Here is a 23,133-nt window from a genome sequence, read left to right as displayed (position 1 = left end):
ACTGTTATATAAATTTAAACGCGCTACTGTTATAAATTTTGCACAGCCTCTGGGAACGCAGCACGCAAGTAAAATTCATCCCAGTAGCGCTATGTTCTTTTTAGACTACATCGACTATAAAGCGTGTTAAATACCCTATCAATCCTCAGTCTTGTTTGCTGCGCCAGCATCGGTAACGGATGTTACGCTTGCTTGGCGTGCAGCCATTCGATCGTTGGCTTCTTGCACCGCTTTTTCGACCTCAGCATAGTCTGAATGACGCACGTCCTGACCGCTGATATAATTAATAACCAGCTCTGCCACATTCTGCGCATGATCACCGATACGCTCAAGCGCACGCAGCACCCACATAATATTCATGACTTTTGAGACATAGCGCGAGTCCTCCATGATATAAGTCATCAAGGCGCGAATGGCCGACTGATACTCATCATTGACCACTTTATCATTACGCATGACTTCAAAAGCTTGCTCGGCGTTCGATTGGCTAAAAGCTTCCAGCGCATTATGTACCATCAGCCGAACTTGGTTGCTCAAATGCTGGACTTCCGCATACCCATACTCAGTCTTACCTTGCGCGATAATTTTGATTGTCATCTGGGCGATTTTCACCGCTTCATCACCGATGCGCTCTAAATCGACCACGCCTTTGCTGATGGCCATGACCAAACGCAAATCACTGGCAGCTGGCTGACGTTTGGCAACCAATAATAAAATATGTTCGTCCAAATCGACTTCCATACGATTGATATCAAAATCCATATCAATCACTTCTTGTGCCAGCGCTTGGTTTTTATCGGTTAATGCATGGATTGCCTTGGCGACTTGATTGGCCGCGCTATCACCCATGTGTAGAAACAGTCGAATCGCTTCATCAAGATCTTGGTCAAAACTTTTAGAGATATGCTTGTCATTTTGCATAGAACGTATTCCCTGAAATCTGGGTTTCGATGACACCGTGTGCCTATTAAAGGGCACATTGTTTGAGTGCTCAAAACCGATCTGCCGATATACCTCGGTCAATGTCAAAAACTTCGAATGATTGCTCACAATAAGTGCTCATCCTATTTGCTTGTTATCAGCGTCTTATTATCAGTGCTTAATGATCAGTACATAACCATCAGCGTAATGACTGACATTATCACTTAATGAAAAGCGACTGACGGCTGACGCTAAGCGTCGCCCAACTTAATCATCAATGCGCTTAGCCATAACGACCCGTAATATAATCTTCCGTCGCTTTTTGCGCCGGTTTGGTAAATATCTGATCCGTCTCGCCCATCTCGATCATATCGCCTAAATACATATAGACCGTATAGTCTGACACCCGTGCCGCTTGCTGCATGTTATGCGTGACGATAGCGATGGTGTAGTCATTTTTGAGATCTTCAATCAGCGCTTCAATAGCACCGGTAGAGATAGGATCAAGCGCGGAAGTTGGCTCATCGAGTAACAATACCTCCGGCTTGGTGGCGACACTACGCGCTATACATAAGCGTTGCTGCTGTCCACCGGACAATGACAGTCCAGAGGCTTTAAGCTTGTCTTTAACCTCAGGCCATAATGCTGATTTTTTCAGTGCCCATTCCACTCGATTATCCAGCTCAGCTTTGCTTAATTTTTCATAAAGACGCACACCAAACGCCACATTGTCGTAAATCGACATTGGGAATGGCGTCGGTTTTTGAAAAACCATACCGACTCGTGCGCGTAGCAAATTAACATCGACGTCTTTGTCTAAAATATTTGCACCGTCAATATTGATATTACCTTCTGCCCGCATGCCTGGATACAGATCATACATACGATTAAAGGTACGCAGCAGCGTTGATTTTCCGCAACCTGATGGGCCAATAAACGCGGTCACTTTTTTATCAGGGATATCAATATTGATATTTTTTAATGCTTGGAAATCATCGTAATAAAAATTCAGATCTCGAACTTCCAATTTTGCAGGCGGCATATTTTGTGGAATATCATGCAGTGTTTGCTTGTTAAAGCTTGCGGCATCTGGCTGAGCCATTTGTGCACTGGTCGATAAAGGGTTGGTTAATAGATTGTCTTCGGTGATATGAGACTTTTTAACCGCCGTTTTTTTAGGCGCTTTATTGATGACATCATTCATAATATTATCCAACCTAACTCAATGAAAAGTGATATAAATTTAAGTAAAAATCGACGAGGCCTGATTTTTTAGTAGCTGTTATTTGCTGTGACCACGGTTGCCAATAAACCGCGCCAAAATATTCAGTATCAATACAGACAAGGTAATCAGTAATGCCGCTGACCATGCCAAGGTATGCCAATTGTCATAAGGACTCATGGCAAACTGATAAATGGTGTTGGGCAAGTTGGCAATGGGCTTACCCATATCAGTACTAAAGTATTGATTGTTCAGCGCGGTGAATAGTAATGGCGCAGTCTCACCAGTGATTCTGGCAAAGGCTAACAATACGCCTGTGGTCAGTCCGGCTTTGGCAGCTTTGATCGTGACTTTGGTTACCAGTTGCCACTTTGGTGTGCCCAAGGCATAGGCCGCTTCACGGATGCTATTGGGCACTAAGTTGAGCATATTTTCTGTGGTACGTACGACGACAGGTATCACGATTAATGCCAACGCCAATGCGCCTGCCCAACCAGAAAAGTTATTGCCTTTGACCATCAGCGCATAAATAAAGAGACCAATCACAATCGAGGGTGCTGATAGCAGAATATCGTTTAAAAAACGAGTTACCTTGCCTAGCATACTGCCTTGAGAAAATTCTGACAAATAAATACCGGTCATCAGCCCAATCGGGGCACCGATAAACAATCCTGAAAACGCCAACATGATTGATCCGACAATGGCGTTGCGTAGGCCACCTGCACTCATCGGTGGCGGGGTATCAGCCGTAAATACTGGCAACTGTACCAATCCTTGAAAACCTTCAACGAACAGGGTCAGTAAAATCCATAATAGCCAAAATAAGCCAAATGCCATCGCCGACAACGCAAAGCCCAATCCAAGCTTATTCAGACGACGACGCTTGTTATAAAGGCTTTTGTTATAACGTGCCTCAAAGCCTGTCTTCATCGGTAATTCGGTAGTAGCTCTGATAGCTTGATTAGGCATAACATTCGTTTCCCATATCTTTTTAGATAATCTTTTTAGACAACATTAATCTCTATCGTGCTGATACAACGTTGGCTTAGCGATTGCCTGCTTTATGATCCATGCGCATGAGCATGAGCTTCGCTATGGACAGCACAATGAAAGTAATCACAAATAAGATTAAGCCTAAATGTAACAAAGATGCCAGATGCAGCTCACTAGACGCTTCGGCGAACTCATTGGCCAGCGCTGAGGTAATCGTAACCCCAGAGGTAAACAGGCTTGGACTGATATTAAAGGCATTACCAATCAAGAAAGTCACCGCCATGGTCTCGCCCAATGCGCGACCCAGCCCTAAAATAACACCACCAACCACACCAGCTTTGGTATACGGCAAAATAATCTTGAACATGACTTCCCAAGTCGTCGCGCCCATGCCATAGGCTGATTCTTTTAATAAGTCTGGCACGACGGAAAAAACATCGCGCATGGTGGCAGCGATAAAGGGAATAATCATGATGGCAAGCACCAAGGACGCTGTGAACATACCCAGTCCCATCGGTGCGCCTTCAAACAGTTTACCGATAATCGGTAAAGGGCCGACGTGTTCAATAAACCATGGCTGGATGTGATCACCAAAGAATGGCGCGAAGACGAACAAACCCCACATACCATAAATGATAGAGGGGATACCAGCCAATAGCTCAATGGCGATACCAAGTGGTTTTTTTAGAAAAGCAGGACACATTTCGGTCAAAAATATGGCAATGCCAAAGCTCACTGGCACGGCTATCAAAATGGCGATAAACGAGGTCACTAAGGTGCCATAGATGGGTGCAAGTGCGCCGTATTCATTGGCGACCGTGTCCCAGTTATTGCTGGTATAAAAACCTAGACCAAACTCTTGAATACTTGGCCAAGCCCCGACAATTAACGACACTAAAATACCACCTAGAGACATCAATACCAGTATGGCAAATGCTTTGGTGGAGTTGACGAATAAAGCATCGTAACGTTTTTGTTTAGCCAGTTGGGACCTTAAGTCTGTCATAAGTGTCTCAGCATTCAATAGGATAAGATTAAAAAATGAGCGTGTTTATCAAGTTTTATCACAACAAACTCAGCAGATATGAGTATCAGAAGCTATAAATATCATTGGCTTTGCGATTAAATTCGCTGTGATAAAACCTTTCAAACAACTACCGGAGAATAGTTGTTTGAAAGGGTAATTCGATCGTTATTAAATAATGACTATCGAATTACTGAGCAGGTTTATAGACAGGCTGTCCATCGCTACCTTTTACGTCGTTCCATTTTGCTTTGAACAAGGCCACTGCCGTGTCAGAGAATGGTACGTAGTCTAGTGCCATAGCGTCATCATCACCTTGGCTATAAGCCCAGTCAAAGAAGTTCAACACGCCAGCGACTTGCTGAGGATTCTCTGGTTGCTTATGTACTAAGATAAAGGTGGCAGCAGCGATAGGCCATGCTTGGTCAGTCTCAGAGTTGGTGATGACTTTATAAAAGCCTTCTTGTTGTGACCAATCAATATCACCTGCCGCAGCAAAGGTCTCAGCTGATGGTTGCACGATGTTGCCAGCTGCATTTTTCAATGCCGTATGTGACATCTTGTTTTGCTTAGCGTATGCATACTCAACATAGCCGATAGAGTTTTTCATACGGTTAACGTAGCTTGATACGCCTTCGTTACCTTTACCGCCTGCACCGGTCGCAGAGGTCGGCCATTTAACGGTTTTATCAACACCAACCGTGTCTTTCCAATCTGGTGAGACTTTGGCCAGATAATCAGTAAAGTTAAAAGTCGTACCTGAACCATCTGAGCGGAATACCGTCGTGATTGCCGCGTCTGGCAAGGTCAAATCTGGGTTCATAGCTTTGATAGCTGGGTCATTCCATTTACTGATTTTACCCAAATAGATATCTGCCAAGGTCGTACCGTCTAGCTTCAATGCGCCCGGCTCTATACCGTCGATGTTGACGATTGGCACAACGCCACCGATAACTGTCGGAAACTGAATAAGGCCAGACTCTTCAAGCTCTTCAGGCGTCATCGGTGCATCAGAGGCACCAAAATCAACGGTTTTTGATTGGATTTGCTTGATACCGCCAGATGAGCCAATAGATTGATAGTTGACTTGGCCACCAGTTGCCCCATTGTAGTCATAAGACCATTTGGCATAGATAGGCTGCGGGAATGACGCACCTGCACCCGTGATATTCATGGCGATATTTTCAGCAGATTTAAAACCTGTGGTAGCAGAAGAGGCTGTTTGAGAAGTTGACTCAGCCGTGGTAACAGCGCTACTGCTAGTATCAGCAGTGGGCTCTGCCGTGTCGGTTGATTTATTACATGCCGTGAGCATTAATGTACAACTAACGGCTACTGCTAATAACGAATAACGCATGTAGGACTCCTGAAGTTTAACAACGATATGAAAAAGCATTGTTTGTGATATGCGTGCTATCTTGCCAAATCTTTATGACAGTTTGATGACAGTTGTCACAATCTTTCATTCGCTTTACATAATATTCAGGTAGCACTGCTATATTTTCAATAAATACAAATTATATCAATAATTTATATATAACAACCTGATGCAACCATATTCATAGAAACCATCAGACGCCATCTTAAGTTGTTATATGCTTAGCCAAATACTATTAGCCGTTGGTGCAGAATTTTGTTAGTATGAATAAGATTCACAACACTGACAGACTCGGGGTGCGGTGTGTTAAAGACTGGCTTTATTAAATTCGCTTTATTAAAGTAACCGCCTTTTAATACATTCGCTGAGAGATCACCCGCCGAACCTGATGCGGTTAGTACCGACGCAGGGAAGTCTTAAGCCTATGTTATACAAGTACAAAGGGCGTGCAGAAATGCCTTTTTATTATCGCCAACCTCTACCAGTATTTTTTGTGCTGATGGATAGCGTTAATAATAAGTTCCGTCCCTCAATCAGCGAAAGATCACTGACTACGTTTAGGTTTGATAGCGCTAGCAGGTTTTTTTACGATTGAATTTGTCCGTATCATATATGCTTACCCCCGCAGATTCTGGCGGTGTTGCCTATACTATTAGACCAACACGCTAGGACAGCATATGACTATTTCAGACATTACCTCGAACACAAAAGCTGCTCAAACTCATATCCCAGCCAATGCTTCGCTCAACGCGACTGCCAGCAAAGCGGATAAAAAAGCAGATGCCCTAAAAACCCCTGCCCATCGCCATCAAACAGACGCGCGCTTTGAAGAAGATGCCCGCGACTTGCACCGTATCTTGCCCGCCTCCCGTAAAATTTATATCGAAGGCTCAAGACCCGATATTCAAGTACCGATGCGCGAAATAACGCTTGATCCTACCCCTGTGCAAGGCGTTTCTGAGAACGAATGGGAGCAGAACCCACCGTTTTATGTCTATGACACCTCAGGTGTTTATACTGACCCCAATGCCACCATCGACCTCACCAAAGGTCTGCCAAAACTACGTGAAGGCTGGATAAACGAGCGCGGAGATACCGAGCAGTTAACAGGTCTATCAAGTCAGTATGGACAAACGCGCGCGCGTGATATCAGCACTGCCAACTTACGATTTGCTCACATTGATAAACCGCGCCGTGCCAAAGATGTTGATGGCAAGACAGGCAACGTCACGCAAATGTACTACGCACGTCGCGGCATTATTACGCCTGAAATGGAATATATCGCCATTCGCGAAACCCAAAAGCAGCATGACTTGACGGACATACGCCAACATGATGGAGAGAGCTTTGGTGCTAATACGCCGACGGTTATCACGCCTGAGTTTGTGCGTAGTGAAGTGGCCGCTGGACGTGCCATCATTCCCAACAACATCAACCACCCTGAATCTGAGCCGATGATTATCGGGCGTAATTTTTTGGTAAAAATCAACGCCAATATCGGTAACTCAGCACTCGGCTCCTCTATCGATGAAGAAGTCTCGAAAATGACGTGGGCCACACGTTGGGGCGCGGATAACATCATGGATTTGTCCACCGGCAATCATATTCACGAAACCCGCGAATGGCTGATTCGTAACTCACCAGTGCCGATTGGTACCGTACCCATTTATCAAGCGCTAGAAAAAGTCGATGGCGTGGCTGAAGATTTAACGTGGGAGATATTCCGCGACACCTTAATTGAACAAGCAGAGCAAGGCGTTGATTATTTCACCATTCACGCAGGTGTGCTGCTGGATTATGTGCCAATGACTGCCGGACGCCTAACAGGCATTGTGTCACGCGGCGGCTCTATCATGGCGCAGTGGTGCATGGTGCACCAACAAGAGAGCTTTTTATACACGCACTTTGAAGATATCTGCGAGATTATGAAAGCCTACGATGTCGCCTTTAGTTTGGGTGATGGCCTACGTCCGGGTTGTTTACAAGATGCCAATGATGAAGCGCAATTTAGCGAACTCAAAACCTTGGGTGAGCTGACCAAAGTGGCATGGGAGCATGATGTGCAGGTCATGGTTGAAGGACCAGGTCACGTCGCGATGAACCGTATCAAAGAAAATATGGATTTGCAGCTTGAGCTGTGTGCGGACGCACCATTTTATACATTGGGGCCATTAACGACTGATATTGCACCGGGTTATGACCATATTACTAGTGCCATAGGAGCGGCAATGATTGGTTGGTTCGGCACTGCGATGCTTTGTTATGTCACGCCAAAAGAACACTTGGGTCTGCCTAATAAAAAGGATGTCAAAGACGGCATCATCACTTATAAAATTGCCGCCCATGCTGCTGATTTGGCCAAAGGTCATCCAGGTGCACAAGCACGTGACAATGCGTTATCTAAAGCGCGTTTTGAATTCCGCTGGGATGATCAGTTCAATCTAGCACTCGATCCAGATACGGCGCGTGAATATCACGACGAAACGCTGCCGAAAGACGCGCATAAGACAGCGCACTTTTGCTCGATGTGTGGGCCAAAATTCTGTTCGATGAAAATCACTCAGAACGTGCGAGATTATGCGGCAGGACTTAAGAGTAAAGAGGCATAGGCTGAGTTAATTAGCTCACCTTTATTTTTGCATAAAAAAGCTTGAACTCAGTTATTCTGGGTTTAAGCTTTTTTTGTACCTACTCGTGAGGATTGTAAAAAAACCCGTTTCAAATAAGAATCACATATTTTCATTATTAACATATAAAAAGGCAAAACCAATGGATAGCCGAAGACAACAATCAAAAGTGTATATCCATGATACCCGCTGGCATGCTCGCCTAGTAACCAGTCTATAAAGTAAATTTTATAGAAAACTATCATTAATGCTATGAGAGGCACAATGAACACTCCCGACCAAAGGATTGCTTTTGCTTGTTTAGAGTGCTTTTTGTGACTCGAACGCAACGATCTATAATGCATAAAACCAAATAACATTATTGATACTAAAAACACTACTCTTCCATCTAAATCAATCAGCCATTGAGCCAAAGAACTTGGTGGCTGTCGGTAAGATATTTCTAAAACATCGTTAGGAATATGATCAAAGACCCACTTCGAATCAGCTTGTAGTGCTCCACCTAAAGGCTTACCAAGATTAGTCTTTAAGTATTGCGACTCATCAGCAATCTTTAGAGTAACGGTTAAATTACCAAAGCTTTTCCAAGTTTTGGCAGGTTTTAATGAATAGTTATAAATATACTGATTGGTCCAATTACTACGGTCTATTGTAGGATGAGCAGAATATTTAACATTAATGACATGATTGCCTTCGCTTAAGTTTATCTCAAAGTATTTAGCGTCATTATTGAACTGTACAGCCGTATCCGTTTCTGGATCATGATAAGCAGGCAATGATTTTGACTGACTTTCATAATCATAATTGATAAGTACTGGTACCGCTTGCCCATCGACTTCGACTATAAAGCTTTTGTCTGTATCATTACCTATGTTATCGAACACCTCAAAAACCAAAGGTATTCGATCGCCTTCTTTAGCGCTATAAATTTCGTAAGTGACATCATAGTCAGCTTGATTAAAACCTTCAGCAATATTGATATCTATGTTTTCAGACAATATATCGATATCTTTGCTTGAATATGCCGTACTGGCATTAGTACCGTCGATAATGGGAGACGCCATATTGGCATAGCTAAACATGCTAGTATTTAATAAAAGCAATCCTAAAATGATCCTACGCATTAATATTCTCTCAAATGGCTCGTCAGCTAGCTGTTCGCGAATCACAAAGCTATTTACAGCCTTCAACTATAATTACTTTACTGTTTTAGTAACCGTCTGTTTAACCATCATAAAAGCCACAAAACTAATGACCAGATAAACGGGTGTCAATACTATATAGCCTAACGGCAAAACCCATATAAAGAACAAATCACGACTCTCTCCTGTTGCGCCTTGACCAATGATCATATCTGTCACCAGTAGATAGAGGTAATAAATTATCAGGCTAAGCAGAGGCACTAGGAAACCACCTGCGAGCATGGCTGTCCAAAGGGTTTCGGGCTGGGCTTGCTGTCTACGTTTCATCATACGTAAATGCAGTCCACCCAATACAAATAGCGCGAAACTTATAGTTATGAATGGCGAAACAGCCGTCAAAACTTTTGCCACAGGATTCAGAGGTGCTTGAATAATAAAATCAATCTCTTTTGTTAGATTATCTTTGAAATGCCATTGGTTATTAGAAGGTAAAGTATTCTTCGTGCCATCGATACCCATACTGATATAGTCTAAACTACCATTGAAATTTAGCTTAACAAATGACCCTTTAAACTGCTTATCATCACTGACGCTCTCCTTCATCGGCACTAACGAATAAGAGTAAGTGCTTATCCCAGTCCAATCACTGCCATAATAATGCGGCTGTACGTCATAAATAGCTGTAATAGTATGCAACCCTGACGACAAATCCAGATTGATATACTTTGAATCTGCTCTGAATTGCTCTAAATCAGTATTGGCTGGTATATAGAAGTCAGAGGTCTCAAGCCCGTTATTATCTTCAGTAACCGTTACAACAGGCACCGATTGACCATCAACAGTAATTTCGAACTCATTACTTTGTCCAAATTCATCAAATACTTCAAAAACCAATGGGAATTGAAGCCCTTCACGATTGTTATACAGCTTATAGCTCACTTTATAACCAGCATTATTAGCATCATCTGTAATATCGATATTAACTGTCTCTGATATAACATCAATGGCATTATTAAAATAAGCAGCACTTGCCCAAGTGCCTGAATAACCTACAGGCTCCATAGCCTGAACGACTGCACTACAGCTTAGTATTAGTAAACTTAAAACCACAAAACGAGGCACAACTGCTCCAATAACTTTATGACAAACATAAGTTTAATTTCTTTATATTGTAAATGCTATAAAAAAATCCCAGCAAACATAAAGTTTACTGGGATTATAAATTTTATTTTGAATAGCTATTGCTTAAACCTTTGACGCCTCAAAGATATCTTCAATTGAGTTATTAATGGTTTCAGAAAATTCCTCATTGCTTTGCTGCTTACTTAAACCTTCAGTAAAGGCACGTGAGAAGCTCGCAATCATACCTGGGTTTTGTTTTAGCTTAGCACAAGCATCGCTCCGGCTATAGCCACCCGATAAAGCCACCACTTTTAGCACTTTTGGATGATCAATCAGTTCTTGATAAAAACCCGCTTCCTCTGGCAAGGTCAATTTCAGCATGACTTGATGATCGTCATTTAGGCGATCCAGATTATGCAACAAACTGGTTTTAAGTATCAGCTCACAATCATGTTTTTTAGTGCCATCAATATTTACTTCTGGCTCGACGATTGGCATCAGGCCTTTTGAGATGATTTGCTTGGCGACATCAAATTGCTGCTGCACGACTAGCTCGATACCATCGACATTGGGCTCATAAATCACTGAACGCATCTTGGTACCAAATACTGGATAGTTTTTGGCTTTGTCCAATAGCGTATCTAAATCAGGTATCGGGCGCATGACTTGCACGCCGTTCATCTGTTCAGCCAGACCTTTATCAACCTTAAGAAATGGCACGATATTTTTGTTTTCCCACAGATAGTTAGCTGTCGACTTACCATCAACTTCGCGCTCCATGGTATCTTCGAATAAAATCGCCCCAAGCACGCGCTCATTATCAAAAGACTCACAAGTGATGATACGGGCTCGCATCTCATGTACGAGATCAAACATGGCATCATCATTGTCATAATCGTCGCTGCTCACGCCATAATTTTCGAGTGCTTTTGGCGTACTGCCTCCACTTTGGTCAAGCGCCGCGATGAAGCCTGAACCATTTTTTATACGCTGTAATTGCTTCTGGTATTCCATTGAGTGTGCATCCTATTGTTATTCATTGAGGTCAAGTGTCTCAAAGCAAATCGCTTTTTATCAGCTTATATCAGCCTTGCTATTTTTAAGCAACCTTATCATAGGATGCCCTGCGTGCCTATATCTGATAAGTTAACGACTTTATAAATCGTAACGATGTTTATGGATTTGGGCTAAATTATTAGGGTGTGCCCTAAGCTAAAAACAGTACTGCCACACAGCAAATTGCTAATACCAAGCCTACTATATTGATGCGATTGAGCCGCTCTTTAAATACGCCAACGCCGATGATAGTTGCCACTGCGATGACACCCACATTCATACCAGTAAACACAATGCTTGGTGACTCAGACAATACTTGATGTGCACGTACATAAGCGTAAATATTACCCATATTCAACGCACCCAACAGTACTCCTGCCATGAGGGCATTGCCCTGCCAGCGCACACGAGTGATGAGCAGATAGATTAATAACAACAAGCCCGCCAGCCCGAAACTGATAAATAAGGTTAGCGGAAAGGCGGACCCTTGCTTGGCAACTTGCTTGAATAGAATATCAATAATGCCATAGCCTGCCCAGACGCCAAATAACCAAAGCGGCGTTTGGCGCGCCTGTTTGTCCATGCCGCCCTGCTGTGGACGATAAACCAGAGCGCCGAGAGCTAAAAACCCTAACGCCAAACCAAATATACGCGTACCAGTCAGCACCTCACCGAATAATAAAAAAGCAGCAACGATAGGAATGATGAGTGATAAACGTTGGGCGGCATCGGTTGCCACCATGCCAACCGCTGCAATCGCGCGCCCAAGAATGATAAATACGGCAGGCAGCAATACGCCAAGCGCTATGATAATCCCCCACGCGCTTCCTAACAGACTAAGTCCGCTGATGTCTGGCTTCAATAAAAACCAAGTGAGTAAGAACGCTACTGGGTAACCGGCGACGATAGTCTGACGGATATCAATATTTCGTTGACGTAATATTTTTAAAAGTACTGACACAGCGACACTACATAGTACCGCGATGATTAAATACATCATGAACGTCTACCTTTTAAGCTACAATTTTGTGTATTTATTATTCGTTTACTCAAACACGCCCTAAACGGAAGCGACTAAATTAGCCAAAAATGAGAACAGGCCCTAAGCCATATCTTCTGTTCAACAAAACCATAGAATGTAACAAAATATGTTTTATGCAGCAATCTATTTATAATGCTTTTGCTAACAAGTAATAAACGTAGGCCGCTATTGATTGTCAATTTACAATTAGCATGCAGGCGTGATTACGAAGTTTTGTTAAAATAGCGTAACTTCCTATTCACACAAATAAATGTTCAAGACAATGCTTGCCAGCGTTTGTCTTGGCGTATTGCTATTGATGTTCTACCCTTGCCTATGAATGCTCTATTTCGCTTTTTTGAAAACCGCCTACCCGCCTTTCCTGATACGCCTATGCCATTGCCCTCACCTCGTGACGGGCTGATGAAGTTTTTATGGGCATGTACCAAAGGTTTGCGTGGCTGGCTACTCTTTTTTATGATTTTGTCGGCTGGTATCGGCATTTATGAAGCGATGCTGTTTGCTTGGATTGGTAATATCGTCGACTGGCTGGGTATCTATACACCGCAAACGCTGTGGGCTGAAAAAGGTGATATGCTCCTTTTGATGCTAGCGGTCATGCTATTGAGTCCCTTTTGGATTGCCTTATCTTCGTTTATTCATTTTCAGTCGATTCAAGGCGTGTTTCCGATGCAAATGCGCTGGCGTTTTCATCAGCACATGCTCGGACAGTCGATGCAGTTTTATCAAGATGAGTTCTCTGGTCGCGTTTCTGCTAAGGTGATGCAGACGGCTCTAGCCGTACGCGATACGGTGATGACGGTCACTGACATGTTTATGTACGTGATCGTGTATTTTATTACGACTGGTGTTATCTTATTTAACTTAGACAGCTTATTGCTCATCCCATTTGTTATCTGGTTTGTCCTGGTTGGCATTGCGTTGCGCTTCTTTATTCCCAAGCTTAAACGGACGGCTATCGTACAGGCTGATGCCCGTGCGTTGATGGTTGGCCGAATCACTGACGCTTACGCCAATATCATGACTGTCAAATTGTTCAGCCATTCACGCCGTGAGCTGGGTTATGCCAAGAACGCCATGGGTCAGTTCTTAGGAACGGTTCATGCACAAATGCGTTGGGTCAGCTATTTAGAGGTCTCAACCCATCTGATTAGTGTCATTTTAGTGAGTAGTACGGCTGGGATTGGCATCTATTTATGGCAGCAAGGCGACATCGGCGTTGGTGCTGTTGCCGCAGCCACAGCGATGGCTTTGCGACTCAATGGTTTAACGCAGTGGATTATGTGGCAAACAGCCAGCTTATTTGAAAGCATTGGTACCGCTCAGGACGGTATGCGTACACTATCTGCACCGCAGACTATCGTTGATACACCTAACGCTGCTACGCTAAAAGTGACTGATGGCCATATCGTCTTTGATCATGTTGACTTTAGTTATGAAAGTGAAAACGATGATATCGAAGGCGAGCGCATTGACGAGGTTAATACTGCCGGAACAGCCCTTACCCATTCACAAGTCAAACTACTTGATGGCTTCCATCTAGATATTAAACCGGGTGAAAAGATTGGTTTGGTGGGTCGCTCAGGTGCTGGTAAATCAACCTTAGTGAATTTATTATTGCGCTTTTTTGATGTGGATAAAGGTAAAATCTACATCGATGGACAAGCGATTGACGAAGTTACTCAAGAGTCCTTGCGTCAACAAATCGGCATGGTCACCCAAGACACCTCGCTGCTCCATCGTACTGTCCGTGAAAACATCGCCTATGGTCGCCCTGATGCCAGCGATGAAGAAATCATCCTTGCCACTGAGCAAGCACAGGCTTGGGAATTCATCAAAGATTTATATGATGATAAAGGCAACACTGGTCTGGATACACAAGTGGGTGAGCGCGGGGTTAAACTATCTGGCGGCCAGCGTCAGCGTATTGCCATCTCACGTGTCATGCTAAAAAATGCGCCGATTTTACTCTTAGATGAAGCGACAAGTGCACTCGACTCTGAGATTGAATTTGCCATTACTGAAAGCTTGAATGATATTATGACGGGCAAAACAGTTATTGCCATTGCCCATCGTCTCTCTACGATTGCCGCACTCGATAGACTGGTGGTCATGGATAAAGGTCAGATTATCGAGCAAGGCAGCCACGATGAACTATTGGCATTAAATGGGGTGTATGCTGGCTTATGGCAGCGTCAAAGTGGCGGCTTCTTAGGCGAAAACAATTAATTATTGATGAATAATAAATCATAAGGCAGTGTTACTTTTATGGAAGCATTCACAAACAGTATCGATATCGGTGGTCAAAAGGCACGCTATTATGATTTAAGCTCATTGAATACATCGGCTAATAATAAAACCAAACGCCCTAAAGCGCACTTTTATGGTGGCAATGGTTTTACAGTAGGTAACTACAAGCCCCTGTTGACAGAGCTTGCTGCTGGTTTTGACATCAGCTCGCTCGCGATGCGCGGCTATTGGTATGACCAGCCAAAAGCCCGTGTATTAACGCGTGAGCAAGATGCCGATCTGCTTATTCAGTTTTTAGAGCAGACTCAAGATGGTCCTGTTATAGGCATTGGACATTCACAAGGCGCTACCGCTACCGCTATGGCAGCGGCTAAACGCCCTGATCTATTCTCTGAGTTGTATTTGATTGAGCCGGTAACTTTTACCAAATCGCAAGCGCTGTTGTATAAGCTGATACCTCGTTCCGTTAAGCTTAAGCGTCAACCTTTTAAAAGCGCTTTAACCAAGCAAAAGGTTTGGGCAAATATAGATGAGTTCTATAAAAACCTACGAGAAAAAAGCGCTTATCGACGCATCTCTGATGAGCACTTGTACCTGTTTGCCGAACAAAGCTTAATACAACAAGACGATGGCAGTTATGCATTTATATTCACTCCCGAACAAGAGATAGCAAATTATTTTGGCATTCCTTATATCGACGGTGCATTAAAGAAGCTGGCGAAAACCAAGGTGCCTTACCAACTTATCATTGGCAAGCCGACTATTTTTATTAACGATAAAGTTCGTAATAATTGGCAAAAATTTGTGCCCGCTAACCAGCTTACTATCATGCCTGAGAACGGACATTTATTACCTATAGAAGCACCAGAGAGATGTGCCAAATTTATCTTACAGAATCTTAATCGTTAAAATTTTAGCTTATGACTGATTTATTTGCTCCTAGTTCTGTAGATAACCTATTGCCTTATGAAGGGACGCTCAATGATTTGGGCATCGTTGTTGAGAATAGCCGTGAGCTTTACGACCTCTTACTAAGCGAACTGCCTTGGCATGCTGACATTGTCACTTTGTTTGGCAAGACCCATGTCACCACGCGTCAAATCGTTTGGATGGGTGGAAACAATAGTAGCTATCACTACTCTGGACATGCCCGCCAAAGTATCCCATGGTCAGAGACAGTGTTTCATGTGAAACAGTATGTCGAACAACAACTAGCAAATATTGGAATTGTCGCTAACTTTAATTCTTGTCTGTTGAATTATTACCCCTCAGGTAGCGATGGCATGGGCTATCATGCAGATGACGAGAAAGAGTTAGGCTATCAGCCAATTATCGCTGCCCTATCGCTCGGTGCCACGCGCAAATTTGTCTTCAAGCATAAAAAAACCCAAGATAAAGTCGAGCTTTATCTTGAGTCTGGTCAGCTTATTGTCATGCATGGCGATACACAAGCCTACTGGAAGCACACCATCACCAAGACAAAATCAGTCGCTGATGGGCGCATTAGTCTTACGTTTCGGCAGATGCTGCCCGATTAGTCTGCCTTTAGAACAATCTTACCAAAGGTATCGCCTTTTTGTAGCTCGCGATGTGCTGCCACGGCTTCAGATAACGGATACGTCTGCTGAATTTGTAATTTGAGCTTACCAGTGCCCACTTGTTCTAACACTCTTGCCATATCTTGCCCACTCCGCTGCGCTTTATAACCAGCCACGTTTAGGCTTTTTTGACTACCCGCATCGACGAGCTTATCAACCCAGATCGTTGGTAGCACATTAACGCGGCCACCAGATTTGAGTACATCAAGCGCACGTACCCCTGCATCCCCACCGACCAAGTCAAGCAGCACATCGGCTTGCAAGTCAGGAAATGCCTCCTCTTTAGTGTAGTCAATCCAGCTCGTCAGCTTGGATTTGTCTATTAACGCATCGAGCTTGGCGTACTTTTCTGGCGAGCAAATTACCGTCACCTTAATGTTATCTTGCGACACTTTATTCATGAGCAACTGGATCAACAAATGACCGACGCCGCCTGCTGGTGCATTTATGACGACATGCTCACCTTTTTTGATATCAGCAAACTCTACAAATTGTAGCGCCGTTTGTCCGATACAAGGCAGCGCACCTGCTTGCTCTAATGTGACTGACTCTGGCACTTTGGCAAGCAATTTGGCATCGACTGCCACATACTCAGCATAGCAGCCACCATTGAAAGTCAAGGCGGCGACTTTATCACCAACAGCAAACTCATCGCTATTGCTACTGACCACCTCTCCTGACATATCAAAGCCTAAAATCGCTGGCTGATCATGATCAAATTTATCTTTACGAATATTATCAGCGCCCCACCCTTTGCCTTGACGGGTTTTGTAATCAACGGGGTTAATGCCTGCGTAGGCTACTTTTACTAAGACTTGCTCATCCGCCAAAGTAGGAACAGCAACACTATCCTCATAATTCATAACGTCAGGTTCGCCAAACTCACGAATAAGTACGGCCTGTTGAGTGATTGGTATTTGAGTATTAGACATGGTTCATCATCCTTGTGGGTTTCTATTATTTTATTTTTTAGTCAATTGTTTGCGTTTCAGTAGATGGTTTGCGCTATGGCAACATCAGTTCAGCACTGATGGGCAAATGATCGGATAGCGTTGACCACGGTTTTCCAGTGTGTACCCATGCATCCTTGATTCTTAGATTACGTACATAAATACGATCTAAGCTGAGGACGGGCAGCTTGGCTGGAAAGGTAGGCGACAGCTTGCCGTGACAATGCTTGAAAGCTTCGGTCATGCCGAGACTAGACGCCAACTTATCACAAGATAGTTTTTTCCAATCGTTAAAATCGCCTGCCAAAATAAGCGGTTGGTCAGGCGCAATCTCATTGCGCACATAGTTGGCAATGGCTTCATATTGCTTGAGACGATCGCGCTCAAACAAATTCAAGTGCGCACACAATACCACGACAGGTCGCTCCCAACCGATAGGCTGTACCTCACAGTGTAAGACGCCGCGTTGCTCAAGCTTATTGACGGTAATATTGACATTGTGTTTTGGATCTAACGGGAATCGGCTGAGCACGGCATTACCATGATGACCGTTTTCATATTCTGAGTTTTTGCCATAGCTATTTTGCAGCTGCAGATACTCACCAAACCACTCATGCTGTGATTGGTCAGGATATTCGTTGTATTGCATATTGCGCTTGAGGTTTTGACCTTGCACCTCTTGCAAACACAGCACATCGGACTCTATGACTTCAAGCGCATGGGCAATACCTTGCATTTTCACTTGGCGATTCATAGGCGACATGCCTTTGTGAATGTTATAGCTGGTTAGAACAAAAGAGGTGGTAGTCATAGATTCAGTCATAAACTCAGTATTTAGATAGTAAAAGTTGATAGCACTGCATAAAAACTTATCATCAAAAACGAGTGGTCAATTAGTAATGTAGAAGTGCATCAATGTAAAAGGAGCATTGATTCTTATCGAACCAATGCTCTCATATTATACCTATATGCTATCAATGGCGAATTCGTCGATGAACATCATTGATAGCCAGTTTTTTTGAATCAGTAACGAGTCACTAGAGCAATCGGTTGGTCTTCACCCATGATGTCTTGCGGCATAAACACAGCCTCGCCACCATTATGAATCACATGCTCAATGATTTCGCCAATCGCATCATCAGTGACGCCTTCTGCGGTAGCATCATTAGCAATACTTAGAGTCTGCGCTTTTTCATCAATTTTGGCAGATTGTATATAGCCACGGCGTACATACAGGGTCTCGCCAGCACCTTGGAACGCGCTACGATATACTTCCTGCAAATCCGTCTGCAACATGTTGGCACCGCGGGCTTTATCAATCTCGCCCAAAGCAGCATGATGTAATGATGTACGATATTCTTCTACCGCTTCTTGTACACTATCGACGATATGCTGTGCACTGCCATCTTCTAGATTGGTGGCGTTTGATACCGTGGCAATGATGTTTTCTGGACGATCACAGACTTCTTTGTAGTAACCGATATTTTTGGCATCGCCAACGATGACAAGAGGCATTTTATGCTCGCCCCACAGCTCTTGTACGCTCTTATCGACTTGGTTAAAATATTCTTTTAAATGGCTGCTTTCATTACTTGCAGAACGATCAGAGCCACCATCGCTTGTCGTATGAAGACCATTATTTTCGACAGGGAATGCGATGCTTTCCATATTGTTTTGTGCATCGTCATCTTTATCAAACTCTCTGATGACACGATCATTTGATGCTTCGATCAGGCGAGCCTTATCACGGGTCAGCACGACTGTATAGTAGTGAACGGCACTTGCCATATCACGAACTAGGTCACGAGTGGCAAAACTGTCTGAAATCACAACCCGCTCTGTGGTATCGATGGGCATACGGATCACTTGTACATCGTCAGTACTGGCAAATATGGCTAAGGTATCAAGATTATAATTGTGGTTTAACTCACTGGTCTTAGCATGAATCTTGTCTAAGATAGTTGTCGACGTACTCTTGTCGTATTCTTTAGTTAAGCGATCTTCTACGACTTTTAGCTGGTTTTTTAGAGCGATTGGATCTTGCTCATTGGCTGGATGCGCTCGATGTGTCTTAACAAAGATACTGACCGCTGGATTGGCTTTAGTTTCACGTAAACTTTTAAGAGTCGCTTTCATATACTGCTCCTTGTTTTATTATCATTTACTTTCAACGTTGTTAATTTTTCTATGAGTCATTTTTTCTATAAATCGTTTATCAATAGGGTTTGATATTTTTATTCCATTCCCTTGATGCTAACAGTCAAACCTCACTTGCTGTAGGGTCAATTTGCAAGCAAATGATAGCGCTTTGTAAGTAGAACAATCTATGTTGTTATAAAAGGCAGGTTTATCTCATTTAAACATATTTAATATCGACCCTCTCGTCGCTTTACTTTCTGTATTGTCAGCGAGTAGGTTGCATTTTCATTAAATGAACCCATCTTTTATATAATATAGGTATAAGACCGCAAAATAAAAAAGTAACTGACAGCCTTTTATACTCTGTGTGTGACATCACGCAAATCACTTATACCAAACCCTATTTAACCAATAATAATTTATTCACTAATATCAGATATCGGATACCTTTATGACACCCATTTCTCCAGATTTACGTCTTGTCGATTTTGCCAATGTTTCACCAAGTGCATTACAAAGCCAAGTCATTAGCGCAATAGACGATGCCAATGCTTTTTTAGATGAAATGACAGCCCATACTGACAGCAACCACAGTCCTGCTGATGTCACTGCTGAGCAAGCTCTGAGCGATGTGATGAATTTTGATCATATCAATCTGGCATTAGATCGCAGTTGGGGTATTTTGTCGCATCTCAATAGCGTGATGAGCAATGATGAGATTCGTCATGTGCATCATGAGTTGTTGCCTAAGCTGTCTGCTTACGGCACTCGTGTGGGGCAGCATCAGCCGCTATTTAGTCGTTATCAAACCATTGTCAGTGACACAGCATTCTTTGACTCACTTGAGCCTGCGCGCGCTCGTGCCATTGAGCTTGCGCTTAGAAGCTTTGAGATGTCAGGTGTGGCGTTACCTAGAGCTGAGCAAGAACAATTCGCTGCGACTCAAAGTGAACTCTCAACCTTATCAGCGACGTTCTCAGACAATATATTGGATGCTACCCAAGCCTACGCCTTACCACTTAAGCAAGCGCAATTGGCGGGGTTGACCGAAAGTGGTTTGGCACTGTTGGCAGACGTGGGCGAACAGTATAAAGCCCGTGAGCTTGCCAGCGGCGCCCTCACGCAAGCAGATATCGATGCATTGCCGACCCCTTATTACGTAGCAAGTTTAAATATCCCCGTTTACCTTGCGGTCATGACTCATGCTGACGACCGTAGTCTACGTGAGACGTTGTACCGTGCTTATGTCACGCGTGCCTCAGAATTTGATACGCATACCAATGCCAAAGGCGAGTCGCTTAATAACGCCGATATCATGGGTCAAATCCTACGATTACGTGAGCAAAAAGCCGCTCTATTAGGTTTTGACAATTACGCAGAGGTATCGCTATCGACTAAAATGGCAGATAACGTGGCAGAAGTAGAAACCTTTTTACGCGATTTGGCCACGCAAGCCACTCCAGCTGCTAAGCAGGATTTAGCGCAACTGCAAAAATATGCGCAAGATTATGGCATTGATGATTTGCAGCCTTGGGACAGTGCTTATATCGCTGAAAAAGTAAAACAAAGCGAATTTAATTTATCGCAAGAAGAGATACGCCCATACTTCCCGTTACCAAAAGTCATTAATGGCTTGTTTGCCATTGTCGAGCGCCTATACGGCATCAAAGTACAAGAGCAAAGTAGTGATGAGACAGCTAGTGGTAAGACAGATAGTGAGAGCACATCTGTATCGCGCTGGCACAACGAGGTAAGCTTCTATCAGTTGTTTGATGCTGACGATAACTTGCTTGGCGGCTTTTATTTTGACTTGTTTGCCCGTAGTGGTAAGCGCGGCGGTGCTTGGATGAGTGGTTTTCAGTCGCGTTATACTTATGACGAGCAAGACCATCAGCAGCTACCGGTTTGTTTTATGGTCGGTAACTTCACGCCTGCCCTCGATGGCAAACCAAGCTTATTAACCCATGACGAAGTACTGACCTTGTTCCATGAGTTTGGTCATGGGCTACATCATCTTTTAACGCAAGTGACAGTCGGTGATGTCGCAGGTGTTAATGGTGTTGAGTGGGATGCAGTCGAGCTGCCCAGTCAATTTATGGAAAACTGGGCGTGGGATGCTGAAGGTATTGCCCTTATCAGTAGCCATGTCGAGACTGGCGAGCCCTTGCCTAAAGACAAACTTGCAGCCTTACTGGCGGTAAAAAACTTCCAAAGCGGCATGCAAACCCTGCGTCAAATCGAGTTCTCACTGTTCGACTTATTGATTCATGCACACACGCCAGCACTTGATTATGATGGTATCTTGGCAACCTTAAATACGGTTCGTAACGATATTGCCATCATGCAGACACCTGACTATAACCGCTTTGCCAATGGTTTTAGTCATATCTTTGCAGGTGGCTATGCGGCAGGTTATTACTCGTATAAATGGGCAGAGCTATTGTCTGCAGATGCTTTTAGTAAGTTCGAAGAAGAAGGTATTTTTAATCCAGTGACCGGTAAAGCTTTCCGTGAGACTGTTTTATCGGTTGGTGGGAGCTTCCCCGCCAAGACTAACTTTGAGAACTTCCGTGGTCGTAGTGCCAGTATTGATGCCTTATTGCGTCACAGTGGCTTTAGCAATATTAAAAACATTGATGCCGCCAATGCCAAAAGCAATCGCGAGGTTATTTAGATGCGTTATCAATCGTCACGCCCAAAGCGCCGATTTTTGGCGGGCGTCCGCTGTCCCAAATGTCAGGCGATGGACGCGGTGGTACAGGTAAATATTACGACGCCTGTGCCTGATGAGTATATTGAATGTACTAAATGTAGCCATGCAGAACATCGCCCCGACCCTGATGCCATCAGTGCCAAAAATCATGCGGAAGACCAACTCGCTCGTGATGCGATGGCGACAGGCACCAGTGGCACGGTAAAATTCAAAACTTAAGCAAACAAATAATACTGATACTGATACTGATACTGATACTTAAAAGTTTTTTAAGTGCTTTATTATTTAACAGTACTTTAAGCCTATCTAGCAATAGATAGGCTTTTTATTTTGAGTTTGCTATAGTATGGCTACTTATATCTTTGACATAAATTGACCGTAGTATGAAAAATAAAAAAAAGCATCCTTTGTTGAGCAAACGTGAAAAAGCGAAAGCCGCTAAATCGCGCCGTAGAATCTGGATAGCGATTATATTGGCACTGCTATTCATTGTTATCGGCTATTTAGTTTGGGCGCAATCTGTACCTGAGACTAGAAAAACTGGCAGCAGCTCACCATCAATCGCTGAGCAAAACGAGGCTGCACAGTCTGCTGCTATGCCAGCAGAAAATGTCCTCAGTGAAGTCAATAGTGATGACGCTATAACGAGTGAAGCGACTGTCCTTGATCAGAATGCTACCGCCGCTGACACAGCTGACAACTCAAATAGTCAAGTACCAAAACCTGCTACCATCTTAAGCGCTCCTTTACCAAAGACGGATAGTCTGGCCAAAGAAGAAATTGATCGCTTAGAAGATGAGCGTAAACGCTGGGCTGCCCAAGAAAAGCTGGCATCTGAACAATTAGCGATGAATAAAAAATTGACGGATATGAAGGAAGATCAAATTGCCTTGCTCGAACAACAAATCGCACAATTAGAATCAGAAAGCACAGTACAAGCCAAAGTAGAATAAACA

At 43.6% G+C, this 23,133-nt stretch carries 19 protein-coding genes and 1 riboswitch; of the genes, 7 read left to right on the top strand and 12 right to left on the bottom strand.

All coding sequences use genetic code 11. The annotated features are described in order from the left end of the window. Positions 1-138 precede the first annotated feature (138 nt). The 5 genes from phoU to pstS form a co-directional block, all read right to left on the bottom strand. Positions 139-921: a phosphate signaling complex protein PhoU gene (gene phoU, locus JMY08_RS01750; RefSeq protein ID WP_201589312.1), complete on the bottom strand. Its 783-nt coding sequence runs from the start codon at positions 919-921 to the stop codon at positions 139-141. A 283-nt stretch (positions 922-1,204) separates the two neighbouring features. After that, a complete protein-coding gene (pstB, locus tag JMY08_RS01745; RefSeq protein ID WP_194620605.1) occupies positions 1,205-2,125 on the bottom strand; it encodes a phosphate ABC transporter ATP-binding protein PstB in 921 nt (306 codons plus the stop codon). 78 nt (positions 2,126-2,203) lie between these two features. Continuing rightward, positions 2,204-3,112, bottom strand: coding sequence for a phosphate ABC transporter permease PstA (pstA, locus tag JMY08_RS01740; RefSeq protein ID WP_413786665.1), 909 nt, complete (start codon positions 3,110-3,112; stop codon positions 2,204-2,206). Positions 3,113-3,188: 76 nt separating this feature from the next. After that, positions 3,189-4,142, bottom strand: coding sequence for a phosphate ABC transporter permease subunit PstC (gene pstC, locus JMY08_RS01735; protein ID WP_010200767.1), 954 nt, complete (start codon positions 4,140-4,142; stop codon positions 3,189-3,191). A gap of 208 nt (positions 4,143-4,350) precedes the next feature. Further along, on the bottom strand, positions 4,351-5,517 hold the full coding sequence (gene pstS, locus JMY08_RS01730; RefSeq protein WP_189583584.1) for a phosphate ABC transporter substrate-binding protein PstS: 1,167 nt from the start codon (positions 5,515-5,517) through the stop codon (positions 4,351-4,353). Positions 5,518-5,820: 303 nt separating this feature from the next. Next, positions 5,821-5,967, top strand: a riboswitch (TPP riboswitch). Positions 5,968-6,215: 248 nt separating this feature from the next. On the opposite strand from pstS, the gene thiC reads away from it, so the two are divergent. Beyond that, complete coding sequence (gene thiC / locus JMY08_RS01725) at positions 6,216-8,147, top strand: phosphomethylpyrimidine synthase ThiC (RefSeq protein WP_227679562.1); 1,932 nt, start codon at positions 6,216-6,218, stop codon at positions 8,145-8,147. Between the two features lie 62 nt (positions 8,148-8,209). Here the strand turns inward: thiC and JMY08_RS01720 are convergent, their stop codons facing one another. The 4 genes from JMY08_RS01720 to JMY08_RS01705 all read right to left on the bottom strand — a co-directional run bounded on the left by JMY08_RS01720 (position 8,210) and on the right by JMY08_RS01705 (position 12,485). After that, entirely contained in the window at positions 8,210-9,355 is a 1,146-nt protein-coding gene (locus JMY08_RS01720) for a hypothetical protein (protein WP_201589309.1), read from the bottom strand. Positions 9,356-9,361: 6 nt separating this feature from the next. Then, on the bottom strand, positions 9,362-10,429 hold the full coding sequence (locus JMY08_RS01715; protein WP_201589294.1) for a hypothetical protein: 1,068 nt from the start codon (positions 10,427-10,429) through the stop codon (positions 9,362-9,364). A 123-nt stretch (positions 10,430-10,552) separates the two neighbouring features. After that, positions 10,553-11,443 (bottom strand): fructose bisphosphate aldolase, encoded by an 891-nt coding sequence (locus tag JMY08_RS01710; protein ID WP_201589291.1) that lies wholly within the window; start codon positions 11,441-11,443, stop codon positions 10,553-10,555. A gap of 193 nt (positions 11,444-11,636) precedes the next feature. After that, positions 11,637-12,485 carry an EamA family transporter gene (locus JMY08_RS01705; protein WP_201589288.1) on the bottom strand — a complete coding sequence of 283 codons (849 nt, stop codon included), beginning with the start codon at positions 12,483-12,485 and terminating at the stop codon, positions 11,637-11,639. Positions 12,486-12,842: 357 nt separating this feature from the next. Between JMY08_RS01705 and JMY08_RS01700 the strand changes: the two genes are divergently transcribed. From JMY08_RS01700 to JMY08_RS01690, 3 genes are read left to right on the top strand one after another with little or no spacing between them, the layout of a single operon-like run. Continuing rightward, the gene (locus JMY08_RS01700; RefSeq protein ID WP_189584125.1) at positions 12,843-14,756 is read left to right on the top strand and encodes an ABC transporter ATP-binding protein; all 1,914 of its coding nucleotides are present in this window, start codon (positions 12,843-12,845) and stop codon (positions 14,754-14,756) included. Between the two features lie 39 nt (positions 14,757-14,795). Beyond that, positions 14,796-15,686, top strand: a complete 891-nt coding sequence (locus JMY08_RS01695) for an alpha/beta fold hydrolase (RefSeq protein WP_201589286.1) — start codon at positions 14,796-14,798, stop codon at positions 15,684-15,686. A gap of 11 nt (positions 15,687-15,697) precedes the next feature. Next, a complete protein-coding gene (locus JMY08_RS01690; protein WP_194620599.1) occupies positions 15,698-16,315 on the top strand; it encodes an alpha-ketoglutarate-dependent dioxygenase AlkB family protein in 618 nt (205 codons plus the stop codon). On the opposite strand, the gene JMY08_RS01685 is transcribed toward JMY08_RS01690, so the two are convergent. From JMY08_RS01685 to JMY08_RS01675, 3 genes are all read right to left on the bottom strand, one after another. Continuing rightward, positions 16,312-17,307, bottom strand: a complete 996-nt coding sequence (locus JMY08_RS01685; protein WP_201589283.1) for an NADP-dependent oxidoreductase — start codon at positions 17,305-17,307, stop codon at positions 16,312-16,314. The two genes, JMY08_RS01690 and JMY08_RS01685, sit on opposite strands and share 4 nt — an antisense overlap. 73 nt (positions 17,308-17,380) lie before the next feature. Beyond that, positions 17,381-18,136, bottom strand: coding sequence for an endonuclease/exonuclease/phosphatase family protein (locus JMY08_RS01680; RefSeq protein WP_010200741.1), 756 nt, complete (start codon positions 18,134-18,136; stop codon positions 17,381-17,383). Between the two features lie 212 nt (positions 18,137-18,348). Further along, positions 18,349-19,461, bottom strand: coding sequence for a hypothetical protein (locus tag JMY08_RS01675; protein WP_010200740.1), 1,113 nt, complete (start codon positions 19,459-19,461; stop codon positions 18,349-18,351). 454 nt (positions 19,462-19,915) lie between these two features. Here JMY08_RS01675 and JMY08_RS01670 point away from each other — a divergent pair, with 454 nt between their 5' ends. From JMY08_RS01670 to JMY08_RS01660, 3 genes are all read left to right on the top strand, one after another. Continuing rightward, positions 19,916-22,138: a M3 family metallopeptidase gene (locus JMY08_RS01670; RefSeq protein WP_201589280.1), complete on the top strand. Its 2,223-nt coding sequence runs from the start codon at positions 19,916-19,918 to the stop codon at positions 22,136-22,138. After that, positions 22,139-22,396 (top strand): YheV family putative metal-binding protein, encoded by a 258-nt coding sequence (locus JMY08_RS01665; protein WP_010200725.1) that lies wholly within the window; start codon positions 22,139-22,141, stop codon positions 22,394-22,396. A gap of 164 nt (positions 22,397-22,560) precedes the next feature. Then, positions 22,561-23,130 (top strand): hypothetical protein, encoded by a 570-nt coding sequence (locus JMY08_RS01660; protein WP_201589277.1) that lies wholly within the window; start codon positions 22,561-22,563, stop codon positions 23,128-23,130. Positions 23,131-23,133: the final 3 nt, after the last annotated feature.

Origin of the sequence: Psychrobacter sp. Pi2-51 (assembly GCF_904846665.1) — a bacterium.
GTDB classification, from domain to species: domain Bacteria; phylum Pseudomonadota; class Gammaproteobacteria; order Pseudomonadales; family Moraxellaceae; genus Psychrobacter; species Psychrobacter glaciei.
This window is presented reverse-complemented; position numbering and strand designations above follow the sequence as displayed.